Annotated in this window: 21 protein-coding genes; 10 read left to right on the top strand and 11 right to left on the bottom strand. The window is 72.0% G+C overall.

Annotated features, from left to right (window positions below; genetic code table 11):
* Positions 1-24: 24 nt before the first annotated feature.
* The gene (locus ACEY2A_RS11715) at positions 25-585 is read right to left on the bottom strand and encodes a pyridoxal 5'-phosphate synthase (RefSeq protein WP_374928760.1); all 561 of its coding nucleotides are present in this window, start codon (positions 583-585) and stop codon (positions 25-27) included.
* 61 nt (positions 586-646) lie between these two features.
* Between ACEY2A_RS11715 and ACEY2A_RS11710 the strand changes: the two genes are divergently transcribed.
* Positions 647-1183, top strand: coding sequence for an O-acetyl-ADP-ribose deacetylase (locus ACEY2A_RS11710; protein WP_374928759.1), 537 nt, complete (start codon positions 647-649; stop codon positions 1181-1183).
* Between the two features lie 26 nt (positions 1184-1209).
* Here the strand turns inward: ACEY2A_RS11710 and ACEY2A_RS11705 are convergent, their stop codons facing one another.
* Complete coding sequence (locus ACEY2A_RS11705) at positions 1210-2007, bottom strand: NAD-dependent deacetylase (RefSeq protein WP_374928758.1); 798 nt, start codon at positions 2005-2007, stop codon at positions 1210-1212.
* Positions 2004-2540: a GNAT family N-acetyltransferase gene (locus tag ACEY2A_RS11700; protein ID WP_374928757.1), complete on the bottom strand. Its 537-nt coding sequence runs from the start codon at positions 2538-2540 to the stop codon at positions 2004-2006. Before ACEY2A_RS11700 ends, ACEY2A_RS11705 begins: the two co-directional genes overlap by 4 nt.
* Positions 2541-2814: 274 nt before the next feature.
* Here ACEY2A_RS11700 and ACEY2A_RS11695 point away from each other — a divergent pair, with 274 nt between their 5' ends.
* On the top strand, positions 2815-5019 hold the full coding sequence (locus ACEY2A_RS11695) for a HelD family protein (RefSeq protein WP_374929999.1): 2205 nt from the start codon (positions 2815-2817) through the stop codon (positions 5017-5019).
* 340 nt (positions 5020-5359) lie between these two features.
* Here the strand turns inward: ACEY2A_RS11695 and ACEY2A_RS11690 are convergent, their stop codons facing one another.
* Positions 5360-6697: an adenylosuccinate synthase gene (locus tag ACEY2A_RS11690; RefSeq protein WP_374928756.1), complete on the bottom strand. Its 1338-nt coding sequence runs from the start codon at positions 6695-6697 to the stop codon at positions 5360-5362.
* 165 nt (positions 6698-6862) lie between these two features.
* Between ACEY2A_RS11690 and ACEY2A_RS11685 the strand changes: the two genes are divergently transcribed.
* Both ACEY2A_RS11685 and ACEY2A_RS11680 read left to right on the top strand, forming a co-directional pair.
* Entirely contained in the window at positions 6863-7396 is a 534-nt protein-coding gene (locus ACEY2A_RS11685; RefSeq protein ID WP_374928755.1) for a PH domain-containing protein, read from the top strand.
* Positions 7393-8010, top strand: a complete 618-nt coding sequence (locus ACEY2A_RS11680; RefSeq protein ID WP_374928754.1) for a GNAT family N-acetyltransferase — start codon at positions 7393-7395, stop codon at positions 8008-8010. Before ACEY2A_RS11685 ends, ACEY2A_RS11680 begins: the two co-directional genes overlap by 4 nt.
* A gap of 10 nt (positions 8011-8020) precedes the next feature.
* Here ACEY2A_RS11680 and ACEY2A_RS11675 read toward each other — a convergent pair whose 3' ends face one another.
* The 6 genes from ACEY2A_RS11675 to ACEY2A_RS11650 all read right to left on the bottom strand — a co-directional run bounded on the left by ACEY2A_RS11675 (position 8021) and on the right by ACEY2A_RS11650 (position 13340).
* The gene (locus tag ACEY2A_RS11675) at positions 8021-8443 is read right to left on the bottom strand and encodes a DUF3151 domain-containing protein (protein WP_374928753.1); all 423 of its coding nucleotides are present in this window, start codon (positions 8441-8443) and stop codon (positions 8021-8023) included.
* The gene (fbaA, locus tag ACEY2A_RS11670; RefSeq protein WP_374928752.1) at positions 8443-9483 is read right to left on the bottom strand and encodes a class II fructose-bisphosphate aldolase; all 1041 of its coding nucleotides are present in this window, start codon (positions 9481-9483) and stop codon (positions 8443-8445) included. Before fbaA ends, ACEY2A_RS11675 begins: the two co-directional genes overlap by 1 nt.
* A 128-nt stretch (positions 9484-9611) precedes the next feature.
* Entirely contained in the window at positions 9612-10301 is a 690-nt protein-coding gene (locus tag ACEY2A_RS11665) for a TrmH family RNA methyltransferase (protein WP_374928751.1), read from the bottom strand.
* 4 nt (positions 10302-10305) lie between these two features.
* Positions 10306-11691, bottom strand: coding sequence for an MFS transporter (locus tag ACEY2A_RS11660; RefSeq protein ID WP_374928750.1), 1386 nt, complete (start codon positions 11689-11691; stop codon positions 10306-10308).
* 117 nt (positions 11692-11808) lie between these two features.
* Complete coding sequence (gene pyrE, locus ACEY2A_RS11655) at positions 11809-12357, bottom strand: orotate phosphoribosyltransferase (RefSeq protein WP_374928749.1); 549 nt, start codon at positions 12355-12357, stop codon at positions 11809-11811.
* The gene (locus ACEY2A_RS11650) at positions 12354-13340 is read right to left on the bottom strand and encodes an SDR family NAD(P)-dependent oxidoreductase (RefSeq protein ID WP_374928748.1); all 987 of its coding nucleotides are present in this window, start codon (positions 13338-13340) and stop codon (positions 12354-12356) included. The genes pyrE and ACEY2A_RS11650 overlap by 4 nt, the downstream gene beginning before the upstream one ends.
* Before the next feature lie 114 nt (positions 13341-13454).
* Between ACEY2A_RS11650 and ACEY2A_RS11645 the strand changes: the two genes are divergently transcribed.
* The 3 genes from ACEY2A_RS11645 to ACEY2A_RS11635 all read left to right on the top strand — a co-directional run bounded on the left by ACEY2A_RS11645 (position 13455) and on the right by ACEY2A_RS11635 (position 16745).
* Positions 13455-14288, top strand: a complete 834-nt coding sequence (locus tag ACEY2A_RS11645; RefSeq protein ID WP_374928747.1) for an exodeoxyribonuclease III — start codon at positions 13455-13457, stop codon at positions 14286-14288.
* Positions 14285-15727, top strand: coding sequence for a flavin-containing monooxygenase (locus ACEY2A_RS11640; RefSeq protein WP_374928746.1), 1443 nt, complete (start codon positions 14285-14287; stop codon positions 15725-15727). Before ACEY2A_RS11645 ends, ACEY2A_RS11640 begins: the two co-directional genes overlap by 4 nt.
* A gap of 109 nt (positions 15728-15836) precedes the next feature.
* Entirely contained in the window at positions 15837-16745 is a 909-nt protein-coding gene (locus ACEY2A_RS11635; RefSeq protein ID WP_374928745.1) for an SDR family oxidoreductase, read from the top strand.
* Positions 16746-16810: 65 nt separating this feature from the next.
* On the opposite strand, the gene ACEY2A_RS11630 is transcribed toward ACEY2A_RS11635, so the two are convergent.
* The gene (locus ACEY2A_RS11630) at positions 16811-19381 is read right to left on the bottom strand and encodes an ATP-dependent Clp protease ATP-binding subunit (protein WP_374928744.1); all 2571 of its coding nucleotides are present in this window, start codon (positions 19379-19381) and stop codon (positions 16811-16813) included.
* Between the two features lie 302 nt (positions 19382-19683).
* On the opposite strand from ACEY2A_RS11630, the gene ACEY2A_RS11625 reads away from it, so the two are divergent.
* From ACEY2A_RS11625 to ACEY2A_RS11615, 3 genes are all read left to right on the top strand, one after another.
* Positions 19684-21861, top strand: coding sequence for a cell wall-binding repeat-containing protein (locus ACEY2A_RS11625; RefSeq protein WP_374928743.1), 2178 nt, complete (start codon positions 19684-19686; stop codon positions 21859-21861).
* 234 nt (positions 21862-22095) lie between these two features.
* Entirely contained in the window at positions 22096-22476 is a 381-nt protein-coding gene (locus tag ACEY2A_RS11620) for a protease inhibitor I9 family protein (protein WP_374928742.1), read from the top strand.
* 129 nt (positions 22477-22605) lie between these two features.
* Positions 22606-26550 carry a cell wall-binding repeat-containing protein gene (locus tag ACEY2A_RS11615; RefSeq protein WP_374928741.1) on the top strand — a complete coding sequence of 1315 codons (3945 nt, stop codon included), beginning with the start codon at positions 22606-22608 and terminating at the stop codon, positions 26548-26550.
* The last annotated feature ends 134 nt before the right edge of the window (positions 26551-26684 follow it).

The raw sequence follows: 26684 nt of genomic DNA, 5'->3' as shown, positions 1-26684 counted from the left end.
ACCCGACTCGTGGCCTGGGTCAGCTCAGCCCGCCGGGGTGGGGACGAGGCCGTGGGTCCACTCCCCGCCCTCGAGGCGGTACTCCAGCCGGGTGTGGTTGCGGTCCTCACGGGCCTGCATGAACTCGAACTCCTCCGGCTGCAGGGCGTAGAGCTGCCAGTCCGGGTTCGGGCGGCCGGTGTAGCTGGGGCGCGCCTCCCAGTCGGCCTGGCTCGCGGCTTCGTCCAGGGCGTGGGCGGTGCCGGTGATGCGCACCTGGCGGCCCGCCGACCGCCACCAGAACAGCATCGTGCAGCGCGGGTCGTCCGCGAGCTCCATCCCCTTGCGGGAGGTGGAGTGCGTGGAGAACTGGTAGCCCGAGGCGTCGACGTCCTTGAGGATCAACGTGCGGGCCACCGGGGTGCCGTCGGGGCGGACGGTGCTGAACGACATCGCGTGCGGCTGGCGGTCCTCCTGCTCGAGGGCGTCCTCGAACCACTGCGAGAAGAGCGCGTTCGGGTCGTGCGGGGCGGCGTCGGGATCCAGAACGGGCAGGTCCGGGACGAAGCCGGGCAGGGCACGGAGCAGGGCGCGCAGGTCGGTCATGCCGCCGACGATACGCGGGCCCACCGTTGCGGGGCCGGGCTCGAGGGCCCACGCTGGCGTCATGGACGACACGGACACCCGCATCGAGTGCGTGCTGGGCGACATCACCACGCAGGCGGTCGACGCGATCGTCAACGCGGCCAACTCCTCCCTGCTCGGGGGCGGCGGGGTGGACGGCGCGATCCATCGCGCCGCCGGGCCGGGCCTGCTGGCCGAGTGCGAGGAGCTGCGGGCCGGGCCGCTGCCCGACGGGCTGCCGGTGGGCGAGGCCGTGGCCACCGGCGCCGGGAACCTGCCGGCCCGGTGGGTGGTGAACACCGTGGGGCCCAACCGTCGCGCGGGGCAGACCGACCCCGCCCTGCTGCGGGCCGCCTTCGCGAACTCGCTGCGCGTGGCCGATGAGGTGGGGGCGGCGTCCGTGGCCCTGCCCGCCGTGGGTGCGGGCGTGTACGGGTGGTCGGCGGCCGATGCGGCAGCGGCGGCGATGGGGGCGGCGCGCGAGTTTGCGGCAAGCGGGCCGGCATCGGTGCGGCTGGTGCGCTTCGTGTTGTTCAGCGAGGAGTTGCTGGCGGCGTTCGAGGCGGCGCGACAGCGCTGACGCAAGCCCGCTGAGACGGCGCCTCGTCAGCCGTCCAGGGCGTCCACCAGCGCCGGCAGCGCTCGTGCTGCGGTCGTCGGCCACACGTGGTCCGCGCCGTCCGGCAGCGTGGAGCCCTCGGGGTTGACCTCCACCACCGGCACCCCCGTGTCCCGCGCCACGCCGGGGATCGCCGCCGCCGGATACACCAGCCCGGAGGTGCCCACCACGACGACCAGCTCCGCCCACCGGGCAGCCTCCACCGAGATCTCCAGGGCGCCCTCGGGCAGCATCTCGCCGAACCACACCACCCCCGGCCGCACCAGACCCCCGCACCGCTCACACCGGGGCGGGTCCAGGCGCTCCACGGGCTCGGGCACCTCCGGGTAGCCGGCTGCCGACGGCATCCCGCACTCCGCGCACCGCAGGGCGAACAGGTCGCCGTGCAGGTGCGCCATCACCTCGGTGCCGGCCCGCTCGTGCAGGTCGTCCACGTTCTGCGTACTCACCCGCAGGTCCACCCCATCGAGCTGCTGCCACCGGGTGATCGCGCGGTGCCCCGCGTGCGGCTCGGCACGCCGCACGAGGGCCGCCCTCCAGGCGTACCAGGCAAAGCACTGCGCGGGGTCGGCCGCCCACGCCTCCGGGGTCGCCAGCTGCAGGGGGTCGAAACGTTCCCACAGCCCCGTCTGGGCGTCGCGGAAGGTGGGCACTCCCGACTCCGCCGAGGCCCCGGCACCGGTCAGCACCAGCACCCGCCGGGCCGACCGAGCGAGCTCGCCGATGGGGTGCGGCACCGCCGTCGTCCCCCCGCCCCGCCCGGCGGCCGGGTCACGCCCCATCATCGTCTCCCTTCCGGCGTTGCGACGAACAACCGCGTGGTCTTGTCGTAGTAGTCGTCGCTCGGGCCCGCGTCGACCATCCCCAGCCGCCGGCACACCCCCATCGAGGCGTGGTTCTCCGGGTCCGTCACCGCGACCACCCGCTGCAGGCCACTCGCCCACGCGTGCTCGAGCACACGGGCCGCGGCCTCGGTCACGTACCCGTGCCCGCCGTGGTCCGGGTGCTGGCGCCAGCCGATCTCCACGTCCTGCTCCTCCTGCGCACGGGGAGAGTCCTGGGAGAACGGGACGGGCTTGAACATCACGAGCGCCACCGGGGTGCCATCGGCCAGGGTGACGCACCAGAACCCGTGCACGGGATGGTCGGCCAGGGACATGAAGCGTTCGGTCTGGGCGCGGGTGGCCTCTGACGAGCGGGACACCTGCCCGGGGATGAAGCGCGCAATGCCGGGGTGCGTGTGCACCTCGTGCACGAACTGCTGGTCGTCGAGCGTGAAGGGCCGCAGCACCAGCCGGTCGGTCTCAAAAGTCTGCATGCCGCGACCGTATCCGCACCCGCGTAGACTTGGCCGTTCCGTTTTCCCGCAGGCAAGCAGGAGTCACCGCGTGAGCGCAGCGGCCGCGTCCGGCACCACCCCCGAGCCGGACCCCCAGAACACCCCGACCGAGTCCCCGGCGGAACCCACCCGGCCCGATGCGGTGACCTCCCCCGCGTCGAGCCCCTCGCCCACGTCCGACCCCTCCCCCGAGGGCGGCCCGGCCCCCGAGCAGGACCCCGCTGCGGAGCAGCTCGCCCTCGAGCAGGCGCACGTGGACCGCGTGCACGCCGAACTGGCCAAGGCCGCCGAGCGCGCCGGGCTGATCGAGGCCGAGGGCCTGGCCCGCGGGCGCACCATGCGCACCGGCGACGTCCGGGACGAGGAGATGTCCGGCCTGTTCGAACGCGACGCCCTGGTCTTCTCCTCCCACAAGCGCCGCACCTCCCTGGAGATGGAGCACGAGGGCCTCGTCTTCGGCCGCCTCGACCTCGACCACTCGATGCCGGACGCCGGCCCCGCCGAGGGTGAGACGCCCACCATCGAGGAGGTCCGCTACATCGGCCGCCTCGGCGTGCGTGACGACGACTACGAGCCGCTGGTGGTCGACTGGCGCGCCCCCGCGGCCAGCGCGTTCTACCGCGCCACCCCCGTGCAGCCCCACAAGGTGGTGCGTCGCCGGGTGTTGCGCTCGAGGGCCGAGCGGGTCATCGGCATCGAGGACGACCTGATGGTGGCCGAGCCGCCGGAGGACATGGTCGTGGTCGGTGATGGAGCCCTCATGGCGGCACTCACCCGCTCCCGCAGCGGGCGCATGCGCGACATCGTGGCCACCATCCAGCAGCACCAGGACGAGGCCATCCGCGCCGAGGCGCGGGGCGTCACCACCATCACCGGCGGCCCGGGCACGGGCAAGACCGTGGTGGCGCTGCACCGCGCCGCCTACCTGCTCTACACCGACCGGCGCCGCTACGAGCACGGCGGCGTGCTCGTCATCGGCCCCAGCGCCGCGTACACGGCCTACATCGAGCGCGTCCTGCCCACCCTGGGTGAGGACTCCGTCGCGCTGCGCGCCGCCGGCGACGTGGTGGACGGCCTCACCGGAGAGCGTCTCGACTCCCCCGTCGCCGCCCATGTGAAGGGCATGCTCCGCATCCGCAAGGTGCTCGCCCGCGCTGCCAAGGCCCCCGCCCCGGACGCCCCGTCCGAGCTGCGCACCTTCGTCAGCGGCCACGCCCTGCGCATCGACGAGCGCGAGCTGCGCCGCATCCGCAACACCGTGCTGCGCGGCGCCAAGCGCAACGATGCCACCGCCGCGGCCCGCGAGATGCTCTCGCAGTCCGCCTGGACGCAGGCTCGTTCCCAGACCGCCGGCGAGGTCCTGCGCGAGGACCGGGAGCGCTTCTTCAGCCGCTTCGAGGACTCCCGCGAGGTGGATGCCTTCATGGAGTCCTGGTGGCGCCCGGTCGACCCGCGCGAGGTGGTGCTCTGGCTGGCCGATGCCGACCGCGTGGCCGACTGGGCCCGCGACGTGCTGGACGCCGACGAGCAGGCCGCGCTCACCGCATCGATGCAGGTGGCCCTGGACACGGGCACCTGGTCGGTGGCGGACGCGGCGCTCGTGGACGAGGTGGCCGCCCGCATCGGACAGCCCCAGCTGGAGGTCGACACCGAGCGCGGCTTCTACGAGATCGAGGAACTCGACGACGCCAGCCAGTACGGCGTCGCGGCGCTGAAGGGCGGCGAGGGCCGCGCCGAGACCGAGTACCACCAGATCACGCCCACCACCGCGTGGGAGAAGCTGCTGTACGGCACCGTGGAACCGCCGGAGACCTACGCGCACCTGTTGGTGGACGAGGCGCAGGATCTCTCGCCGATGCAGTGGCGCATGCTGGGGCGGCGCGGGCGGACGGCGTCGTGGACCGTGGTCGGCGACGCCGCGCAGGCCTCCTGGCCCGATGCGGCGGAGGCGGCCGAGGCGCGCGACGAGGCCTTCGGCGCCAAGGAGCGCCGCTCGTTCCACATGGACACGAACTACCGCAACGCGCGGGATATCTTCGAGTACGCGGCGGAGTACATCCGCCGGCACGAGGCGGCTGCGGACATCCCGAACGCGGTGCGCGACACCGGCATCGAGCCCACCGAGGTGGCCGTGGCCGCATCGGGGCAGGACTCGGGCGCCTGGGCGACCGCGGCCGTCGAGGCGGCCACCGGCCTGCTCGATGAGGTGGACGGCGCCATCGCGGTGATCACCCCGGCGGCCCACCGGGTGGACGTCGAGGCCGCGCTGGAGCCGCTGCGGGGCGAGCACCCGCGGGTGGTGGCGATCGACCCCATGAGCACCAAGGGCCTGGAGTACGACGCGACCGTGGTGGTGGACCCCGAGGAGATCGTGGCCGAGTCCCCCGGCGGGGCGCGCGTGCTCTACGTGGTCTTCACCCGCGCCGCCCACCGCATGGTGGTGCTGACCGAGAAGTGAGGGTGGCCGGTGGCCATAGCCTCACTTGATCGACCAAGTGAGGCTATGGCGCGCCACCGAGCACCGGAGGACGTCCTGCGCAGCGTCCTGCCGATGGGTCACTCCGCCCTGGGAGGAAAGGCGTGCCACCCCATCGTCGGCTCACCCCGGTACTCGGGAAGCCGACCGGGGCTCTCGATGCGGCGCCACCCGGGGCGGCCTCCCGCAGTGGTCGTCAGCTGGACCGCCACGAGCACGTGTCCGTTCTCGTCCGTGACCTCGTGCCACAGCTCGCGCGCCAATCCCTTGAGCCCCTCACCATCCACCGCAGACAGCAGCGCGGGAACTCATGCGCCGATGCTCAGCGCTGGGGGGCCAGCTCGTGCCGCACGATGGACTGCTCGCGGCCCGGGCCCACACCGATCACGCTGATGCGGGTGCCCATGAGCTCCTCCAGGCGCAGCACGTAGTCCTGCGCGGCCTGCGGCAGGTCGGAGAACTCGCGGCAGTCGCTGATGTCCTCGGTCCAACCCGGGTGGTCCTCGTAGACCGGCTCCGCGTGGTGGAAGTCGCTCTGCGACATGGGCATCTCGTCGAAGTACACCCAGTCGCCCTCGGTGCGGCCGTCGCCCAGCCCGGAGGCGTCGGCAGCCGGCACGCGGTAGCCGGTGGCCACGCGCAGGGTCTCGAACCCGGTGAGCGTGTCCAGCTTGGTGAGCACCATGTCCGTCAGCCCGTTGACGCGCGTGGCGTAGCGGCCCACGAGCGCGTCGGCCCACCCGCATCGACGCGGACGGCCCGTGGTGGTGCCGAACTCGTGGCCGGCCTCGCGCAGCGCGTCACCGGTCTCGTCCTTCAGCTCGGTGGGGAACGGACCCTCACCCACGCGGGAGGTGTACGCCTTGAAGATGCCCACCACGCGGTCCATCCGCCCCGGCGCCATGCCCGACCCGGTGGACGCGCCCGCGGCCACACAGGACGACGAGGTCACGAACGGGTAGGTGCCGTGGTCCACATCGAGCATGGTGGCCTGGCCCGCCTCGAAGAGGACGGTCTGCCCCGCATCGAGCGCGCGCGTGATCTCCAGGCCGGAGTCCACCACCATCGGGCGCAGCCGGTCGACGTACGAGCGCAGCTCGTCCACCACCTCATCGACCTCCACGGCGCGGCGGTTGTACGTCTTCACCAACAGCTCGTTCTTGATGTCCAGCGCCGCCTCCACCTTCTGGCGCAGGATCGACTCGTCGAACAGGTCCTGGATGCGGATGCCGATGCGGTTCATCTTGTCCGCGTACGCCGGGCCGATACCGCGCCCCGTGGTGCCGATCTTCCGCTTGCCCAGGAAGCGCTCAGACACCTTGTCCAGCGTGGTGTTGTACGGCGCGATGACGTGCGCGTTGGCGCTGACCTTGAGCTTGCTGGTGTCCACGCCGCGGGCCTCCAGCGCCTCGATCTCCTCGAAGAGCACCGCGAGGTCCACCACCACACCGTTGGCGATGATGGGAGTCACCCCGGGCGTGAGGATGCCGCTGGGCAGCAGGTGCAGGGCGTACTTCTCACTGCCGATGACCACCGTGTGGCCGGCGTTGTTGCCCCCGTTGAACTTCACCACCAGGTCCACCCGCTCGCCGAGCTGGTCGGTGGCCTTGCCCTTGCCCTCGTCGCCCCACTGGGCGCCCACGATCACGATCGCCGGCATGCCGGCTCCCTTCGCCCCGCGCTGGTTCGCGTCCCCGGACGGTGCTTCCCGCCGGTGCACCGGCCGGCCTCGCCCTAGGGGACGCCGCACGGGAGCCGGTACCGGGGGAGTCTACCGAGGGGCTGCAGCCGCCCCTCTCCACCCCGACCGTGCGATCATGCCGCCATGACGCCGAACTCGGGGAGGCGGCTCCTCCACCGGTCCCAGATCGTGGGCGTCTTCTGGGCGCTGATGGCACTGCCCCTGGGGATTCTGCTGCTCCTCACCATCTTCCTGGGAGTCCTGGCCCTCCGCGCCGAACATCCCGCCGTCACCGCCGGCATGGGAGCCATCTGCCTGGTCCTCGTGGGCATCATGGTGTGGGTCGTGCAGAGCTTCCGGCAGCGCTTCGACGTGACCACCGAAGGAATCGAGATGCGGGGCATCCTGCGTACGGTGACGGTTCCCTGGGAGGAGGTCGCCCGCATCGAGGTGGACCGGCGCTTCTTCGCCCGCGGCGGCGTGGTGGTGGTGACCACCCGCGGACGCACCCACCGCCCCAGAATGACGTGGCCGCGGATGGCCCTGATGCGGGGCGAGACCCTCGCTGAGGTCAACCGGGCCTGGGAGTGGGGGTCCCCGCCGGCGCGCGCGGCCAGGGCGGCCCACCAGGAGCACCTGGCCCACCGGCGGGGCACCTGGCCGGGTGACACCGCATGACCGGCGCCTGGCTGTCCCCTCCCCCGTCCGATGCGGGGCGGCTGGTCCGCCTCGAACCCCTCACCATCGAGCACGCGCAGGGCTGGTTCGCCGCCGCCCGGGAGACCGGCCCCGAGGCGTGGCGGTGGCTCAGCCGACCGTTCCCGCACACCCTCGCCGACGCGCGGGGTGACGTCGAGGACGCGCTGGCGGCTGCCGCATCGGGGGTGCGTCTCCCCCTGGCCCAGATCGATGCGGTGAGCGGCCAGTTCGTGGGGACCACCTCGTACTACGCCCCGGACGAGCAGGTGCGGTCGGTCGCCATCGGGTACACGTGGCTCGCCGCGCGCACGCACGGGCGGGGGCACAACGCGGACAGCAAGCTGCAGATGCTGACGCACGCCTTCGAGGGCCTGGGCGCCGAGGTGGTGGTGTGGCACACCGACGCGCTGAACGCGCAGAGCCGAGCCGCCATCGAGAAGCTCGGCGCCCGGCACGACGGGGTGCTGCGGCACCACAAGCGGCGCCCGGACGGCAGCGTGCGCGACACGGCCTGCTTCTCGCTGCTGGCCTCCGAGTGGCCCGCGGCCCGGGAACGGCTGAAGGGCCGCGTCTCCGCGGCCCTCCCCCGGTAGGGGGGCGGGGTCAGGCGCCGGGGCGCTCGATGCCCAGCTCGCGTGCCGCCGTCGCCGAGGAGTCGGCCAGGAAGCTCGCGCAGCGCTGCTCCTCGTCGGTCTCCCCGATGAGCCCCGCGGCCCGCGAGAGCACCGCCAGGCACCGCAGGAAGCCACGGTTCGGCGCGTGCTCCCACGGCACCGGCCCCTGGCCCTTCCAGCCGGCGCGGCGCAGCGAGTCCAGCCCGCGGTGGTAGCCGGTCCGCGCGAACGCGTACGCCTCCACGGTCATGCCGTCCTCCAGCGCCGCCTCGGCCAGCTCGGCCCATGCGGCCGAGGAGGTCGGCCGCGCGGCAGCCACCATGCGGGCGTCCTGGCCCTGCTCCAGGGCAGCCGTGGCCGGGTCCTCGGGCAGGTGGGTCTCGGGGATGCCCAGCAGGTTCTCGCCGGCCATCAGCGGTGCGTCCCCGCGGAGCGCAGGTTCTCGCAGGCCGTCACCACGCGGGCGGCCATGGCCTCCTCGGCCACCTTGCCCCAGGCACGCGGGTCGTACTGCTTCTTGTTGCCCACCTCGCCGTCGATCTTCAGCACGCCGGAGTAGTTCTCCAGCATGTAGCCGGCCACCGGGCGGGTGAACGCGTACTGGGTGTCGGTGTCCACGTTCATCTTCACCACGCCGTAGTCCACCGCATCGGAGATCTCCTGCTCGGTGGAGCCGGAGCCACCGTGGAAGACCAGGTCGAAGGGCTTCTCGGCCACCGAGCTGTGCTGGCTGGCGCCGAACTTCTCCACCACGGCGGCCTGGGCCTGCTTCAGGATCTCCGGGCGGAGCTTCACGTTGCCGGGCTTGTACACGCCGTGCACGTTGCCGAAGGTCAGCGCGGCCATGTAGCGGCCCTTCTCGCCCATGCCCAGTGCCTCGACGGTGGCGATGGCGTCCTCGGCGGAGGTGTACAGCTGGTCGTTGATCTCGTTGGCCACGCCGTCCTCCTCACCGCCGACAACACCGATCTCGACCTCGAGGATGATGTCCAGCGCCCTGCAGCGCTCCAGCAGCTCCTGCGCGATCTGCAGGTTCTCCTCCAGCGGCACCGCCGAGCCGTCCCACATGTGCGACTGGAACAGCGGCGTGCCGTGCGTCTTGTACTCCTGCTCGGAGGCGTCCAGCAGCGGGCGCACGAAGCCGTCCAGCTTGTCCTTGGGGCAGTGGTCGGTGTGCAGCGCGATGTTCACGTCGTAGTTCTTCGCCACCTCGCGGGCGAAGGCCGCGAACGCGCGAGCACCGGTGACCATGTCCTTGACTGTGGGGCCGGAGAAGTACTCCGAGCCACCGGTGGAGACCTGGATGATGCCGTCCGACCCGGCCTCGGCGAAGCCGCGGATGGCGGCGTTCAGCGTCTGCGAGGAGCTCACGTTGATGGCCGGGTAGGCGAACTTCTCCGCCTTCGCGCGGTCCAGCATGTCGCGGTAGACCTCAGGGGTTGCGATGGGCATGTGGTTCTCCTCGGTTGGTCCGTCCAGGGCCGGGACACCGGTGCGGGCCCACGCCGAGCGCGGCCCGGCGCCGGTGCCGTGCGCTCGCCATCTTGTCAGAGCCGAAGGGGCGTCGGCACCCGCCCGCGTCAGCTGGGCAGACCGTGCACGTGCTGGCGCACCCACGCGTGCATGGCGATGGCGGCCGCGGCCCCGGCGTTGATGGACCGCGTGGACCCGAACTGCTCGATGTGGAGCACCGCCTGGCACCGCGCCTGCACCTCGGGCGTGAGTCCGGGCCCCTCCTGCCCGAACACCATCACGCACTCGCCCGGCATCGCGAAGCCCTCCAGCGCCACCGAGCCCGGCAGGTTGTCGATGCCGATCAGCGGCAGCCCCGTGCCCCCGTCCCGGCGCGGCGCGGCGGCCGCCCACGCGGCCAGCTCCTCCGCATCGGCATGGTGGAACTCGTGCTGGTAGCGGTCGGTGACCATCGCGCCCCGCCGGTTCCACCGCCGCCGTCCGACGATATGGAAGGCCGCCACGTTGAACGCGTTCGCCGTGCGGATGACCGAGCCGATGTTGAAGTCGTGCCCCCAGTTCTCCACCGCCACGTGCAGGGGGTGCCGGCGCGTGTCCAGCTCCGCGATCACCGCCTCCTGCCGCCAGTAGCGGAACTCGTCGGTCACGTTGCGACGGTCGCCCTGCTCCAGCAGCGCGGGGTCCAGGTGCGCGGGCAGCTCCCCCGCATCGTCCACGGGCCACGGCCCCTTCCACGGCCCGACGCCGACCTCTCGGCCGGCGTCGTCAGGGCGGTCTGCGGGGTGCTCGCTGCTCACGGCGTCACCCTGCCAGAACGACCCGCTCCCTCCGCTGCACGGCCTGCTCACGGTCCCGCTGCTCCTGCTCCTCCTGCGCCAGCCGCCGGGCAATGCCCGGCAGGCGCCACCCCGAGACCACCAGCAGCACCAGCGCGGCTGCACCGAGCGTCAGGAAGGCCGGGCGGGGGTCCATGACCGAGCCGATGACGGCGCCCACCCCGAGCGCGCCGACGGTGCCCAAGCGCGTGAGGCCACCCAGGCCCGCCATCACGGCACCGCGGCGCTCGTCCGGGGTGCTGGTGACGGTCACGGTGATGGCACTGGCCACCACGAGCGCCTGCATGACACCCAGGGCCACCTGACCCACCACGTAGAACCAGAAGTTCGGCGCCAGGCCGATCCACAGCAGCGCGACGCCGCCGGTGGCCAGGCCCGCCACGAAGGCCCAGACCCGCTTGGAGGGGGCCACGATGCGGGCGGTCATCCATGCACCGATCACGCCACCGACCGCGGCGAAGGCCTCGCTGGCCCCGTACTGCGCCTCGCTGGCCCCCAGCGGGCCACGCACCAGGAACACCTCGATGACGTTGGAGGCGCCCTGGGCCACCATGAAGCAGACCATCACGGTGACGATGACCGCGGCCGTGGGCACGGAGCGCACGGCCGCCACGCTGCGGGAGACCTGACCGAAGGGGGTGCGCCGCCAGAAACGGGCCCAGGCCGTGGCCTCGGCGGCCTTGCGGCGAGCAGCGTCGCGGGCCTCGCGCAGGAGCTCGTCAGCCGGGCCGCCACGGCGGGTGCGCACGGCCAGCGCCGGCACCATCACCAAGGCCGCCAGGGCCGCGGTGACCCCCAGGGCGACCGTGCCCGAGGTCCACCCCACGAGCACCCCGCCCACGGCAGCACCCAGCGGGCCGGCCACGCTGGTGATCCCCTGCTGCCACGAGGCAACCGCCCCCACCCGCTCCTCCCCCACGATGCGGGGAACCAGCGACTCCCAGACCGGGGCGTTGAAGGTGGACCCCGTCTGGAACACGAAGGCCAGCACCACCACCAGCGGGACTGCCACCCGCGCCGGGGCGAGGGCCACCGCCAGGGCCACACCGACGGCACCGAGGACCTGCACCAGGACGCCCAGCACCAGGATGCGGCGCGAGTCGTACTGGTCGGCCACCTCACCGGCGGTGCCCATGAAGAACAGGGCGGGCAGGGCCACGGCCAGCATGACGGCCGCCATGGCGAACGCCCCCAGACCCGAGGCCTGCACCCACAGCATGAGCGCCACCATCAGCATGCGCGAGGCCGCAGTCACCAGTCCCCGGCCGCTGATGACCCACGGCACGTCCGGCGTCCTCCAGAGAGAGGGCGCCGGGGTGCTGGGCGCGGAAGCGGTCAGGGTGGCAGGCATTTCCCCCGACCCTATTTCGGGACAGGGCGTCTGGAACCCGCGGCGGGTAAAGACTTGGTATGGATCTGCGGCGCAGTGATCTTCGCGCCGGTGCCCGGTCGGCTCGGGCAGCCGGGGTCAGCCCAGGCCGATGTCATCCAGGCCGAGCGCCGCGCGGTACTCCACACCCTGGGCCTCGATCACCTCGCGCGCCCCGGACGAGCGGTCCACGATCACCGCCACCGCCACTACCTCGGCACCGGCCTCGCGGACGGCCTCCACGGCGGTCAGCGGCGAGTTGCCGGTGGTGGAGGTGTCCTCCACCACGAGCACCCGACGCCCCTCGATGGAGGGGCCCTCGATGCGCTGCTGCAGGCCGTGGGCCTTGCCCGCCTTGCGCACAACGAAGGCGTCCAGCTGCCTCCCCTGGGCCGCGGCCGCGTGCAGCATGGCGGTGGCCACGGGGTCTGCCCCCATCGTGAGGCCGCCCACCGCATCGAACTCCAGGTCGGCGGTGAGCTCCAGCATCACGCGGCCCACCAAGGGCGCGCTGCGCCCCGAGAGGGTGACGCGGCGCAGATCGACGTAGTAGTCGGCCTCCGCTCCCGAGGAGAGGGTCACGCGGCCGTGCACGACGGCGTCGGCGGCAACCTGCTGGGCGAGTTCCTGGGCGGAGGCGCTGGTCATGCCCCGGAGGGTACCGAGTCCTCGTCCGACGCCCGGGCCTGCTCCCGCCGACCCACCGGCGCCGCCACCAGGCCCGCGGGGTCGCCCTCGGCGGAGTCCAGGGAACGGAAGGCCGGGGCGGGCTGCCCCTCAGCGGCTCGGCTCACCCCATCGGCCGGGGAGGAGGAGACCGAGCGGCGGCCGGCGCGGCGCGCACGCTCCCGCTCGTTGGCGCGAGCCAGGCCCGCCATCACCAGCCGGCGGGGAAGACGCGGCAGCACCAGGGCGGCCACCTTGTACTGCGCGCCGGGCACACAGGTGACCTCACCGGAGCCCACGGCCGCCAGGGACTCGCGCACCACCTGCTCGGCGGGCAGCCACATCCACTCCGGCGCGGAACCGAACTTGTCGCCGCTGCGCGCGTGGAACTCGGTGTGCGTGAGGCCGGGCAGCAGGGCCTGGCAGTGCACACCCGTGCCGTGCAGGTCGAAGGCGAGGCCCTCGGTGAAGCGGGTGACCCACGCCTTGGCGGCGCCGTAGCTGCCATAGGGAAGGAAGCCCGCCATGGAGGAGACGTTGATGATGACGCCCGCACCCCGCTCCTTCATGCGCACCGCGGCGGCCTGGCTGAGCACCATGACGGCGCGCACCATCACGGCCAGCGCGTCCTCCTCGTCGTCGATCTCGCTGCGCAGGAAACCGGTGCCCAGGCCGTAACCGGCATTGTTCACCAGCACCGTCACCGGGTTCTCGTCCTGCCGGATGCGGCGGGCCACCAGCTCCACCTGCGCGCGCTGCGAGAGGTCAGCCGTGAGCACCTCCACCGGCACGCCGTAGTGGGTGCCGAGGTGGATGGCCAGGGCCTCCAGGCGCTCGGTGCTGCGGGCCACGAGCACCAGACCGTGGCCCTTGGCCGCCAACTGCTCGGCGAACTGCTTGCCGATGCCGGAGGAGGCACCGGTGACCAGCGCCATCGGGTGGGAGGAGTTCTCGACCTGGGTCATGACGACACTGTGGCAGCCCGATGTGCCCCCCGCGCGCTGGGCACGCTGGGACGCGCCGCACGGGCAGGCAGTGGGGCCCGCCCGACCGGGGGGCTGACCTCCTACAGTGGCCCCGTGCGCATCGCGACCTGGAACGTCAACTCCCTCCGTGCCCGCCTCGACCGGGTGGCGGAGTTCCTGCAACGCCACGAGGTGGACGTCCTGGCCATCCAGGAGACCAAGGTCAAGGACGACAAGTTCCCCCGCGAGCGCTTCGCGGAGCTGGGCTACGAGATCACCTTCCACGGCCTGAACCAGTGGAACGGCGTGGCCATCGCCTCCCGGGTGGGGCTCGAGGACGTCACCGTGGCCTTCCCCGACCAGCCCGGATGGGGTGACGAGCCCGTCGTGGAGGCCCGCGCCCTGGGCGCCACGGTCGGTGGGCAGCCGCGCCCGGACGGCACGGAGACACCCCGCATCCGCCTGTGGAGCCTGTACGTGCCCAACGGTCGCGAGATCGACCACCCGCACATGGAGTACAAGCTGCGCTGGCTGGACACCCTGGCCGCCCACGCCGAGGGTTGGGCCGGCGAGGACCTGCCGCTGGCCCTGGTGGGTGACTTCAACGTGGCGCCGCTGGACACCGACGTCTGGGACATCGCGGCCTTCGAGGGCCTCACCCACGTGACAGAGCCGGAGCGCGCGGCCTTCCAGGGCTTCCTGGACCGCGGCCTGGTGGACGTGGTGCGCCCCCACACCGAGACCGACACCTTCACCTACTGGGACTACCAGCAGCTGCGCTTCCCCAAGCGCCAGGGCATGCGCATCGACTTCGTGCTGGGCTCCGCAGCCTTCGCCGAGCAGGTGACCGGCGCGTTCGTGGACCGTGAGGAGCGCAAGGGCAAGGGCGCCAGCGACCACGCCCCGGTCATCGTGGACCTGGACCCGACGACCGAGGGGGCGCCATGACCCGCCACACCGTCGCCGTCATCGGCGCCGGTTTCGGCGGCGTCTCGGTGGTGGACGCCCTGGCCCGCCACGGCATCCACGACGTCGTGGTGGTGGACGAGCGCGCCGGCATCGGCGGGCGATGGCTCGACCGTCTCGACCCGGGGGCACGCAGCCGCAGCTCCCTCAGCGAGTCCACCCTGCCGGACCACCCGCGCACGCGGGCGGAGTCGTCCCCCTCCGCGGAGGCGATGAGGGCCTACCTCCAGCGCATCGCGGCCTGGGCCTCGATGGGGGAACGTCTCCTGGCCGACCGGGTCACCACCGCCACCCAGGGCGAGGACGGTGCCTGGACCCTGGCCCTGGAGTCCGGTGACACGGTCGCCGCCCAGTTCCTGGTGCTGGCCACCGGCCTGGAGGGCGACCCCGTCATCCCCGAGATCCGGGGGATGGACGCCTTCGAGGGTCCGCTGCTGCACACGCACGTGTGGGACCCCACCGAGGACCTCGCCGGCAGACACGTGGCCGTCCTGACCCACCCCACCACCGGGCACCTGGCACCGCTGGATCACGTGCACGCCGCCGCGGCCCTGGCCGAGACCGCGTCCCGCGTGACCGTCTTCTCCCCCGACCAGCCCTGGATCCTCCCCGAGCGCCCCTCCACCGACCCGGTGGACCTGTTCCTGAGCAACGCGCGGGTCCGTGCCGCCGGGAGCCGTGCACGCAGGATGAACCAGGTGGTGCGCGCCGCCCTGCCGGCCCCGGCGCAAGCCCCTTGGGAGGTCGCCGAGACCGTCCTGCGCCCCTCTCCCATGCCGTGGCAGCGCGCCATGCACGACGCCACCCACCTGGCCCGCCAGCACCTCGACCCCGTCACCCTGGAGCACCACCACGCCTCCACACCGGTGTCCCGCGGGACGGTGCGCTGCGAGACCTGGTTCCACGGGGTGGCCCGGGACCGACTGCACCTGCTCCGCATCGGGATCCACCGCATCACCCCCGATGCGGTGGTGGACGTCAACGGCACCCGGCACCGGGTGGACGCCATCGTGCTGGCCACCGGCACCGAGCCGGCGGGGCCGGGATCCGGCATCGACGGGCTCGACCCCACCACCGGCGGGCTGCTGGCCGAGTGGTCCCCGCACCTGGGGACGATCGGCCGGGTGGCCAACCTGATGGTGACCGGCGGCCCCGCGTCGGACCTCCCCGTCGGGGGCGACGCCGAGGTCTTCGGGGCGCGGGCGGACCTGGTGGCCCGCCTCGTGGCGGCCACCGTGCACCGGGGCGCCCGCACCGTGCGTGCCACCCCCGACGCCGTGGGGCGCTGGGAGCGCCGCGTCACCGGGTTGCAGGGCGAGGCGGGGCTGGAGCGGGATCCCGGGGCGATCATGTGGCCCGGTGTGCGCCGCGACCTCGTGCGCCTGCTCCGGGGCGACCCCGACGACTTCGTCCTGGGCTGAGACGCCGCCCCCCTGGGCACTCTGCCGGAGCCACGGACCGGCCCTGCGTGAGGTGACTCATGGCGGCCTCGGGATGCGAGACCCCACCCGAAGGGCGAAGACTGGGGGCATGAACGAGCAGCCGAAGAACTCGACCACCCCCGCCGTCGACCCCGTCACCCGCTTCGAGAGCATCACCCCACCGGAGCAGGACCAGGACTTCCCCGGCCTCGACACCGAGCTCCAGCCGACCCCGGACCTCGGGGAGGACAGCTACCGGGGCACCGGGCGTCTTGAGGGCATGAAGGCCCTGGTCACCGGTGGCGACTCCGGCATCGGTGCCGCCGTCGCCATCGCCTACGCCCGCGAGGGCGCGGACGTGGCGATCAACCACCTGGCGGCCGAGCAGTCGGACGCCGACCGCATCATCGCCCTCATCGAGGCCGAGGGTCGGACTGCCGTCTCCATCCCGTCCGACCTGACCACCCGGGAGGCGTGCGACGACGTCATCGAGCGCGCCGCCGAGGGGCTCGGCGGGCTGGACATCCTGGTGAGCAACGCCGGCAAGCAGGTCTCCGTCCCGGAGATCACCGAGATCACCGACGAGCAGTTCGACCTGACGATGAAGACCAACGTGTACGCCATGTTCTGGCTCTGCCGGGCGGCGGTGAAGCACCTGGGCAAGGGCGCCTCCATCATCATCACCACCTCGGTGCAGGCCTACTCCCCCAGCGAGCACCTGCTCGACTACGCCACCACCAAGGCGGCGGAGAACGCCTTCGGCAAGGCGTTGTCCAAGCAGCTGGCGCCGAAGGGCGTCCGGGTCAACCTCGTGGCCCCCGGGCCCATCTGGACCGTGCTGCAGGCCGTGGAGGGTCAGCCCAAGGAGAAGCTGCCGAAGTTCGGCAAGGACCAGCCGTTGGGCCGTGCCGGGCAGCCGGCGGAACTGGCCTCGGCCTACGTCTTCCTGGCCAGCCCCGAGGCCAGCTACGTGGTGGGCGAGACCCTCAACGTGAACGGCGGCGCCGACTCGCCGTGAGCCCGGGGTGGGGGGTGCTTGGGCGCCTGCGCGCCTGGGCCACAACACCTCCACCGCCGGGGGCCTCAGGCCAGACGCAGGCCACCCGTCTCGCCGTCGGCCACGTCCACGGTGACCTCCTGGCCGTCGCGGACCTCACCGGCCAGCAACGCCCGCGCCAGGGTGTCGCCCACCTGGGTCTGCACCAGACGGCGCAGCGGACGGGCACCGAACGCCGGGTCGTACCCCTGCTCAGCCAGCCACGCCCGGGCCTCGTCGGTGACCTCCAGGGTGATGCGGCGCGCGTCCAGACGGCGTGCCAGGGCGTCCACCTGCAGGTCCACGATGCGGGCCAGCTCGTCCCGCGAGAGCGGCTCGAAGACCACCGTGTCGTCCAGGCGGTTCAGGAACTCCGGCTTGAAGTGGGACCGCACGGCGGCCATCACGGCCTCGGTGCGGGCCGCCGGCTCCAAAGTGGGGTCCACCAGGAACTGCGAGCCCAGGTTCGAGGTCATGATGAGGATGGTGTTGCGGAAGTCCACCGTCCGCCCCTGACCGTCCGTGAGCCGACCGTCGTCGAGCACCTGCAACAGGATGTCGAAGGTCTCCGGGTGGGCCTTCTCCACCTCGTCCAGCAGCACCACCGAGTACGGGCGGCGCCGCACGGCCTCGGTCAGCTGACCGCCCTCGTCGTGCCCGACGTAGCCGGGGGGCGCACCCACCAGGCGCGCCACGGCGTGGCGCTCGGAGTACTCGGACATGTCGATGCGGACCATCGCCCGCTCGTCGTCGAACAGGAAGTCCGCGAGCGCCTTGGCCAGCTCGGTCTTGCCCACACCGGTCGGCCCCAGGAACAGGAACGAGCCGGTGGGCCGGTCGGGATCGGCAAGCCCCGCGCGGGAGCGACGCACCGCATCGGACACCGTGCGCACGGCGGTGAGCTGCCCGATCAGTCGCTCACCCAGGAAGTCCTCCATGCGCAGCAGCTTCTCGGTCTCGCCCTCCAGGAGTCGCCCGGCGGGGATGCCGGTCCAGGCGGCGATCACCTCGGCGATGTCGTCGGCCGTCACCGCGTCAGACACCATCGGCGCCTCCGATGCGGGCTCGCCCCCACCGTCGTCCTGCGCCTCTCGCCCCTCGGCCTCTGCAAGCTGTGCCTCCAGTGCGGGCACGTCGCCGTAGAGCAGCTTGGACGCGCCGGCGTAGTCGCCCTCGCGCTGCAGTCGCTCGGCCTGCGTACGCGCCTCGTCCAGCTGGGCCTTGAGCTCACCGAGCCGGTTGAGGCCGGTCTTCTCCGCCTCCCAGCGGGCCGTGAGGGTGGAGAGCTCCTCGCGCTTGGCCGCGAGGTCCTCCCGCAGCGCGGCGAGCCGCTCGGCGGAGGCGTCGTCGGTCTCGGCCGCGAGGTGCATCTCCTCCATCGACAGCCGGTCCACGGCGCGACGCAGGGTGTCGATCTCCATCGGGGAGGAGTCGATCTCCATGCGCAGGCGACTGGCCGCCTCGTCGATGAGGTCGATCGCCTTGTCGGGCAGCTGCCGGTGGGTGATGTACCGGTCGGACAGCGTGGCGGCGGCCACCAGGGCGGAGTCCTCGATGGTCACCTTGTGGTGCGCCTCGTAGCGCTCCTTGAGCCCGCGCAGGATGGCGATGGTGTCCACCACCGGGGGCTCGCCCACGAACACCTGCTGGAAGCGCCGCTCCAGGGCGGCGTCCTTCTCGATGTTCTCGCGGAACTCGTCCAGCGTGGTGGCGCCCACGAGGCGCAGCTCGCCGCGCGCCAGCATCGGCTTGAGCATGTTGCCGGCGTCCATCGAGCCGTCGCCGGTGCCACCGGCGCCCACGACGGTGTGGAGCTCGTCGATGAAGGTGACGATCTCCCCCTGGGAGGCCTTGATCTCCTCCAGCACGGCCTTCAGGCGCTCCTCGAACTCGCCGCGGTACTTGGCGCCGGCGACCATCGCGCCCAGGTCGAGACTGATGAGGCGCTTGCCCCGCAGCGACTCCGGCACGTCCGCGTCGACGATGCGCTGCGCCAGCCCCTCGACCACCGCGGTCTTTCCCACACCGGGCTCACCGATGAGGACGGGGTTGTTCTTGGTGCGGCGGCTGAGCACCTGCACCACGCGGCGGATCTCGGCGTCGCGCCCGATCACCGGGTCGAGCGCGCCCTCGCGGGCCAGCGCGGTGAGGTCGGTGCCGTACTGCTCCAGGGCATCGGAGCCGTTCTGCGGGTTCTCACTGGTGACCTTCTGTCCCCCGCGCAGGCTGTCGAGCTCGGTGGCCACGGCGGCCGCGTCGGCGGCGATCGCACCGGTCTCCACCAGGGCCAGCGTGAGCACGTCCACCGCGAGGTGGGTGTCCCCGCGCGCCGTCATGATGGTGTGCGCCTGCTGCAGCAGTCGCAGTGCCTGCTGCCCCAGCTGGGGGGTCTGCCCGGTGGCAGTGGGCAGGCCGGACAGCGTGGAGCGCGCGGCTGCCCCGGCCGCCTCCGATGAGGTGCCACCGGCGGTGAGCAGCGCGCCCACGGCGGCATCGCCCAGGGCAACGGTGGCCGAGGCGATGTGGGCGGGGGTGATCTCGGCGTGGCCGGCGGTCTGGGCGTCGCGCTGGGCGATGGCCAGGGCCTCGGCCACCAGGGTGGTCGGCTGAAGGTCCATGGAACTCCTCGGGTCGGCGGCGGGTGCCGCGTGGTGCGCCGGGCGGTCCGTGGTGGTGCGTGACCGGGCGCCTGTCGTCTGCTGGTGTCAACACCCCCAGACTTGAGTGCATTCCACTCAACTCTTGCGCGCTGGATCGGGGGCTATCTCACTGACCACGGAATTAGCTCACAGTGTGATTTGCCACATGCCCCCAGCCCCGCTAAGTTCCAAAGGCGGGCACGGGGGACGAGCCTCCGCCCCGGAACCTGGGTCACACATGGGCCTCCGGGAACGCCCGTTTACACACGAAGGGGAAGACCGTGAAGAACACCGCCACCCGGGCGCTCACCGCCGCCAGTGTCGTGGGTCTGTCGTTGGGCATGGTCCCGGCGACCGTCGCCGCCACCGACAGCGCTGCCGCCACCCAGTCCGCCAGCGCCGAGTACATCGTGATGCTGGAGCAGCCCTCCTCGGTCCGCGCGGCCGGGGGCCTGGACACCACCACGGGCAAGGCTCGCGCCCAGGCCTTCACCACCCAGGCCGTCGAGGCCTACGAGGCCCAGGGCCTGAAGGTCACCTCCACCTACACCACCCTCAGCGGTTTCGCCGCCGAGCTCACCCCGGCCCAGGTCAAGCAGCTCAAGGCCGACCCGACCGTGGCCTCGGTGACCAAGAACGCCCGCATGGAGGTGCGCGACACGCAGGAGCAGCCGCCGTCGTGGGGTCTGGACCGCATCGACCAGCAGGACCTGCCGCTGGACGACGCGTTCACCTACCCGACCACCGGCGCCGGCGTCACCGCGTACGTCATCGACACCGGTATCCACCCCACCCACCAGGAGTTCTCCGGCCGCATCCAGCCGGGCTTCGACTCCACCGGTGAGACCCAGGACGGTCTGAAGGACTGCCACGGCCACGGCACCCACGTCGCGGGCACCGCCGCCGGCTCCATGGTCGGTGTCGCCAAGGGCGCCGCCGTCGTCCCGGTCCGCGCCTTCACCTGTGAGGGTGAGAGCTGGATGGACGACTCGCTCAGGGGCATCGACTGGGTTGCCACGAACGCCGAGGGTCCCTCCGTCCTCAACATGAGCATGGGCCCGACCGCGCCGGGTGAGTACCCGGAGCTCGACGCCGCCATCACGCGCCTCCAGGACGCCGGCGTCCTGACCGCCATGGCCGCCGGCAACGACCGTGCCGACGCCTGCGAGTACGGCCCGGGCAACGGCCCGTCGGGCATCAACGTCGCTGCCTCCACCGCGGACGACTCGCTGGTGGACCTGCCCGAGTGGGGTTCGAACTACGGCACCTGCATCGACATCGTCGCCCCGGGCAACGACATCATCTCCGCGTTCCCGCAGGCCGACGACGCCTACGCCTCCATGGGCGGCACCTCGATGGCCTCCCCGCACGTGGCCGGCGCCGCCGCCCTGTACCTCGAGGCCAACCCGGAGGCCCAGCCGGCCGAGGTGAAGCAGGCCATCCTGGACGCTGCTGCGGTCGACAAGCTCTCGGGCCTCAAGGGCTCGCCCAACCTGCTGCTGAACATCCAGAACCTGGTGGGTGGCGAGGAGGAGCCGCCGGCGAACGAGCTGCAGCGCTGGTGGGGTGACGACCGTTACGGCACCGCCGCTGACGTCGCCTCCAAGTTCGGCGAGGCCGACACGGTCTACATCGCCTCCGGCCAGGGCTTCGCGGACGCCGTCACCGGTGGTGCCGCCGCCGCTTCCCAGGTCCGCTCCATGCCCGATGGTGGCGACGACAGCCCGATCCTGCTGACCCGTCGCGACAGCCTCCCCACCGAGACCTCCACCGCCCTGCAGGAGCTCGGCGCGAAGAAGGTCGTCCTCATCGGTGGCACGTCGGCCATCTCCGCCGACGTCGAGGCCGAGCTGGCCGCTGCGGGCCTGACCGTCGAGCGCATCGACGGCGCCGACCGCTACGAGACCTCGGCCAACGTCGCCAAGCAGTTCGGCCAGGTCGACACCCTCTACGTCGCCTCCGGTGAGGAGTCGGCCTACGCCGACGCCCTGTCCGGTTCGGCTCTGGCCGGTGCCGAGAACGTCCCGGTGCTGCTCACCAAGCCCGGTGAGGTCGACGCCGTGACCAAGGACGCGATCAACACCCTGGCGCCGACGAACATCGTCGTCCTCGGTGGCACCGCGGCCGTGACCGACGCGGTCTACAACGAGCTGGGTGCCACCGAGCGCCTGGCCGGTGCTGACCGCTACGCCACCTCGGTGGAGATCGCCAAGGAGTTCGAGGGCAACGAGTGGTCCTTCTTCGCCACCGGCATGGACTTCCCCGACGCCCTCGTCGGTGGTGCCGCTGCCGCCCGCGTCGACAGCCCGCTGCTGCTGACCCGCGACAACCGTCTCCCGTCCGTGGTGAACGAGTACGTCTCCGCCAACACGACCGAGAAGAACGTCATCATCGGTGGCACCGCTGCGGTCTCGCAGGGCGTCGAGGACACCCTCAAGGGCCTCCTGGGCATCGCCTGAGACACCGTGAGGCGGAGGCCGTGAAGCCTCCACCTCACAGCTCATGACGAGGGCCTCTCTCCCACCCGGGAGAGGGGCCCTCGTCCTGTGTGCGGTCAGATCCGCGAGCGCGCGCCACCCCTTGCCGCTCCGGGCAGGACGGACTAGCGTCGAGGAACCAGGGCTCGGGGCAAGGCCCTCAGGATGCCGCCCATCCCGGCCGCATCGAAGCCCGTGGCACGGAGGGATGGATCCATGGCCAAGTGGTGGTGGCTGCTGCCCCTGGGGGGTGTCGCCCTCCTGCTGCGGGCGTCCTCACGCACGCAGGAGCACGCCCGGCCTCCCGTTCAGCGGGAGAGAACCCGGTACAGCGTGATGCTCACGGACCCGCCGTCGCTCGAGGAGGCAGGAGGGCGCGCCACCCCGGAGGGCAAGGCTGCCGTCCAGGAGCACACGAGGAGGGTCGTGGCAGAGCTGGAGGCCGAGGGCATCGAAGTGATCAACACCTACGGCACGCTGGGCGGGTTCGCGGCGGCACTCACCGAAGGCCAGAAGCGCGACCTCGAGAAGGACCCCCGGGTCTCCTCACTCTCCGAGAACCAGCGGGTGGGGCTGCGGGCGACCACCGTGCCGTGAGCGGCAACCCCCTCCAGGGTGACCAAGGTCACGTTTGGATAACCTTTGGCTCCAGATCGCTGATCTCGGGTGCATCGCGCGCGCGGGGCTGGAAAGTTGGCAGCACCATCCCCCCAACGAGGAGTACCAGTGGTCACACACCGCTCTCTGCCGCGCCATGCCACCGCATCGGCGATCGCCATCGCCATGGCCGGGGTCATCGCCCCCGCCACCACGGCTGCGCCGGCCACCCACGACGTGTCGAAGGCCGAGGCCTTCGCCGTCACCCACGGTGAGGCCCGCGAGGCCGCCGCCGACCAGAAGTTCACCGACGGTCAGTACATCGTCACCTTCCGCGACCAGCCCACGGTCGCCTACGACGGCCACGTCAACGGACTGGCCGCCACCACCCCCGCCAAGGGCGAGAAGCTCGATGTGCAGAGCGCTGCAGTGAAGCGGTACGAGAACCACCTGATGAAGCGCCAGGACGCGGTGCTGGCCACCGTCGGCGCCAAGGACCCGGTCGTGCGGTACACCACTGCCCTGTCCGGCGTGGGCGTGCACCTGACCGCCGACCAGGCCGCCCAGCTGGCCCGCAGCGGCGACGTCATCAGCGTGGCCCCCGAGGAGATGCTCGAGCTGCACACCGACACCTCCCCGGAGTTCCTTGGCCTCACCGGTGACGGCGGCGTCTGGAACACCGGCGGCAGCCTCAAGGGTGAGGGCATGGTCGTCGGCGTCATCGACTCCGGCATCTCGCACCACAACCCGAGCTTCGCCGAGGGCGACATGCCCGCCGCCCCGGCTGACTGGGCCGGTGTCTGCGCCACCGACGCCCCGCAGGACTTCCCCTCCGACGCCTGCAACAACAAGCTCATCGGCGCACGCTTCTACGTGGACGGCTTCGGCAAGAGCCGCATCGCCGACCACGAGTCGCTCTCCCCGCTGGACGTGGGTGGCCACGGCTCCCACACCGCCAGCACCGCCGCCGGCAACGAGGGCGTCACCGCCACCGTGAACGGCGAGGTGCACGGCGTCATCGCCGGCATGGCCCCCAACGCCCACGTGGCCGCCTACAAGGTCTGCTGGGACGAGAAGGGTGGCGACGGCGGCTGCAGCAGCCTCGACTCCGTGAAGGCCATCGACGACGCCGTCGCCGACGGCGTGGACGTCCTGAACTACTCGATCTCCGGCACCTCGAGCAACTACATCGACCCGGTCGAGATCGCCTTCATGAACGCCGCGGCCAACGGCATCTTCGTGGCCGCCTCCTCCGGCAACTCCGGCCCGACGGCCAGCACCACCAACCACCCCTCCCCGTGGCTGACCACCGTGGCCGCGTCCACCCACCGCATCGCCGAGAACACCCTGGTGACCGGTGACGGCGAGCGCTACATCGGCTCCTCCGTGACCGGCGGTCTGCCCGAGGCCCCGATGGTCCTGGCGACCGACGCCAAGGCAGCCGGTGTGACGGACGAGGACGCCAACCTCTGCAAGATCGGCGCCCTGGACCCGGCCCTGGTGGCCGGCAAGATCGTGGTCTGCGACCGCGGTGTCACCGCCCGCACCGAGAAGTCCCAGGTCGTGGCCGACGCCGGCGGCGTGGGCATGGTGCTGGTGAACACCTCCGAGAGCTCGCTGGACACCGACGCCCACGTGATCCCGACCGTGCACCTCTCCCACACCCACCGCGACGCCATCCGCGCGTACGTGCAGGGCGCGGGCGCCGAGGCGACCGGCGAGATCCTGGAGACCAACGAGGGCTCCACCACCGAGGTCCCCGAGATCGCGGGCTTCTCCTCGCGCGGCCCCTCGCTGGGTGGTGAGGGCGACATCCTCAAGCCCGACGTGTCCGCCCCCGGTGTGGGCGTGCTTGCGGCCTACGCCACCCCCGAGCGCGGTGCGGACACCTGGGGCTACAGCTCCGGCACGTCCATGAGCTCCCCGCACATCGCCGGCCTGGCCGCCCTGGTCAAGCAGGCGAACCCCGAGTGGTCCCCGATGGCGGTCAAGTCCGCCCTCATGACCACCACGCGCGACCACATGAGCGCCGCCAGCAACGACCCGTTCGCCACCGGCGCCGGGTTCGTGGAGCCGCGCCGCATGCTCTCCCCGGGTCTGGTCTACGACGCCGGTGAGCAGGACTGGTGGGACTTCCTGGCCGGCCAGGGTGTGACCCGCGGCGGCAAGCCCGTCTCGGACAACCCCATCGACGCCTCGGACCTGAACCAGGCCTCGATCGCGCTCGGCCAGCTGCTGGGTCAGCAGACCATCACGCGCACCATCACCAACACCACGGACACCACCACCACCTGGACCGGCACCATCGACGGCCTGGAGGGTGTGGAGGCGACGCTCAGCCAGTCCACCGTGACCCTGGCACCGGGCGAGTCCGCGGACGTGGAGATCACGTTCGTCGACAAGACCCTGGCCACCGACCAGTGGACCAAGGGCACGCTGACCTGGACCGCTGCGGGCCAGAACGACGTGCGCTCCCCCATCGCGGTGCGTGCCGGTGACCTCAAGGCCCCCGAGCTGGTGCAGGGCCTGGCCACCGACGCCACCATCGACATCCCGATGATCTCCGGCGAGGACCGCGACGTGAACATCCACGTCCGCGGCCTGGTGCAGGGCGAGGACGTCCGCGGCGAGGTCCGCATGCCGGCCGACCGCAACAACCTGGTGATCGACGAGCCGAACAACTTCCGCTTCGACTTCGAGGGCTCGCGCTACTCGAGCGTGTGGACCGAGATCATCCCGGACGACCCGTCGGTCGACCTGGACCTGTTCATCACCTACAAGGGTCTGAACCTGAAGGTCGGCCAGGCTGCCACGGCCAGCGCTGCCGAGCGCATCCTCATCCCGACCCTCTGGCTGCAGGACGACTACACGGTCCACGTGCAGGCCTACGACCTGAACGGTGCGGACTCCACCGGCTTCACGCTGCGTACCTTCGTGCTGCCGGAGAAGGGTGACGCGGGCAACCTGACCTTCAACAACCCCGTGTCGCTGGGTGCCGGTGTGGAGGTCAACGTGCCGGGCACCATCTCGGTGGACAACACCGACGTGCCGTGGTTCGGCAAGGCCAGCACCCACGCCCCCAACAACCCGTACACCCCGCTCGCGGAGACCTACGTCCTCCTGGAGCCGGGTCAGAAGGGCGAGCCGGGCCTGACCCGCATCGAGGGCAAGGACCGTTACGCCACGGCCGCGGAGATCAGCAAGGAGTTCGGCACCGCGGACACGGTCTACCTGGCCTCCGGCATGGGCTTCTCGGACGCCATGTCCGGTACCGCTGCTGCGGGCGCCGGCATCGAGGGCCTGCAGTCCTTCCCCGATGAGGACGGCAACGAGATCCCGGTGCTGCTCACCCGCCCGGACCGCATCCCGTCGCAGACCACCGAGGCCCTGGAGAACCTGGGCGCCAAGAAGGTCGTCATCATCGGCGGCGAGACCGCGGTCTCCGAGAAGGTGTCCGACGAGCTCGAGGCCAAGGGGATGCTCGTGGAGCGCATCTCCGGCGCCAACCGCTACGAGACCAGCGCCAACGTGGCCAAGTCGTTCCGCGGTGAGGTGGAGACCCTCTACATCGCCTCCGGTGACGACAAGAACTACGCCGACGCGCTGGCCGGCAGCGCCCTGGCCGGATCGGAGGACGCCCCCGTCCTGCTGACCCGTCCGGACCGCGTGATGCCGGTGACCGCCCACGCGGTGAGCACGCTCAAGCCGAAGAACATCGTCGTCCTCGGTGGTGAGACCGCCGTCTCGCCGGAGGTGTACGAGACCCTGGGCGCCACCGAGCGCCTGGCCGGCTCGGACCGCTACGGCACGGCCGTGGAGATCGCCAAGCAGTTCCCCTCCAAGAGCGACTTCACCGCCTACGCGACCGGTATGAACTGGCCGGACAGCCTGACCGGTGGCGCCCACGCGGCCAAGGAGGGCGGCCCGCTGCTGCTGACCCGCCCGGACCGCCTGCCCCCGGTGGTGTCGGACTACGTGGCGGCCAACCCGACCACGCAGAACGTCATCTACGGCAGCGAGGCAGCCGTCTCGCAGAAGGTCGAGGACGCGCTGCGCGGCCTGCTGGGCCTGTGATGTCGATGGGGTGAGCCCGCCCACGCGGTCGGCTCACCCCATCGCCCCCGGGGCCATCCCGGGAACACACGAGGGAGGTCCCCCACCTGTTCGGGTGGGGGACCTCCCTCGTTGCATGGCCGCCGGGCGGGTGG

It is taken from the genome of Kytococcus sedentarius (genome assembly GCF_041937525.1).
Taxonomy (GTDB): Bacteria; Actinomycetota; Actinomycetes; order Actinomycetales; family Dermatophilaceae; genus Kytococcus; species Kytococcus sedentarius_A.
The sequence above is the reverse complement of the archived record's forward strand: the minus strand, read 5'-3'. Positions and strand labels throughout refer to the sequence as shown.

Bases quoted from the DNA above. Each gene is read 5' to 3' on its own strand.
- ACEY2A_RS11715 (WP_374928760.1), bottom strand. From the start codon at position 585: ATGACCGACCTGCGCGCCCTGCTCCGTGCCCTGCCCGGCTTCGTCCCG.
- ACEY2A_RS11710 (WP_374928759.1), top strand. From the start codon at position 647: ATGGACGACACGGACACCCGCATCGAGTGCGTGCTGGGCGACATCACC.
- ACEY2A_RS11705 (WP_374928758.1), bottom strand. From the start codon at position 2,007: ATGATGGGGCGTGACCCGGCCGCCGGGCGGGGCGGGGGGACGACGGCG.
- ACEY2A_RS11700 (WP_374928757.1), bottom strand. From the start codon at position 2,540: ATGCAGACTTTTGAGACCGACCGGCTGGTGCTGCGGCCCTTCACGCTC.
- ACEY2A_RS11690 (WP_374928756.1), bottom strand. From the start codon at position 6,697: ATGCCGGCGATCGTGATCGTGGGCGCCCAGTGGGGCGACGAGGGCAAG.
- ACEY2A_RS11685 (WP_374928755.1), top strand. From the start codon at position 6,863: ATGACGCCGAACTCGGGGAGGCGGCTCCTCCACCGGTCCCAGATCGTG.
- ACEY2A_RS11680 (WP_374928754.1), top strand. From the start codon at position 7,393: ATGACCGGCGCCTGGCTGTCCCCTCCCCCGTCCGATGCGGGGCGGCTG.
- ACEY2A_RS11675 (WP_374928753.1), bottom strand. From the start codon at position 8,443: ATGGCCGGCGAGAACCTGCTGGGCATCCCCGAGACCCACCTGCCCGAG.
- fbaA (WP_374928752.1), bottom strand. From the start codon at position 9,483: ATGCCCATCGCAACCCCTGAGGTCTACCGCGACATGCTGGACCGCGCG.
- ACEY2A_RS11660 (WP_374928750.1), bottom strand. From the start codon at position 11,691: ATGCCTGCCACCCTGACCGCTTCCGCGCCCAGCACCCCGGCGCCCTCT.
- pyrE (WP_374928749.1), bottom strand. From the start codon at position 12,357: ATGACCAGCGCCTCCGCCCAGGAACTCGCCCAGCAGGTTGCCGCCGAC.
- ACEY2A_RS11650 (WP_374928748.1), bottom strand. From the start codon at position 13,340: ATGACCCAGGTCGAGAACTCCTCCCACCCGATGGCGCTGGTCACCGGT.
- ACEY2A_RS11640 (WP_374928746.1), top strand. From the start codon at position 14,285: ATGACCCGCCACACCGTCGCCGTCATCGGCGCCGGTTTCGGCGGCGTC.
- ACEY2A_RS11635 (WP_374928745.1), top strand. From the start codon at position 15,837: ATGAACGAGCAGCCGAAGAACTCGACCACCCCCGCCGTCGACCCCGTC.
- ACEY2A_RS11630 (WP_374928744.1), bottom strand. From the start codon at position 19,381: ATGGACCTTCAGCCGACCACCCTGGTGGCCGAGGCCCTGGCCATCGCC.
- ACEY2A_RS11620 (WP_374928742.1), top strand. From the start codon at position 22,096: ATGGCCAAGTGGTGGTGGCTGCTGCCCCTGGGGGGTGTCGCCCTCCTG.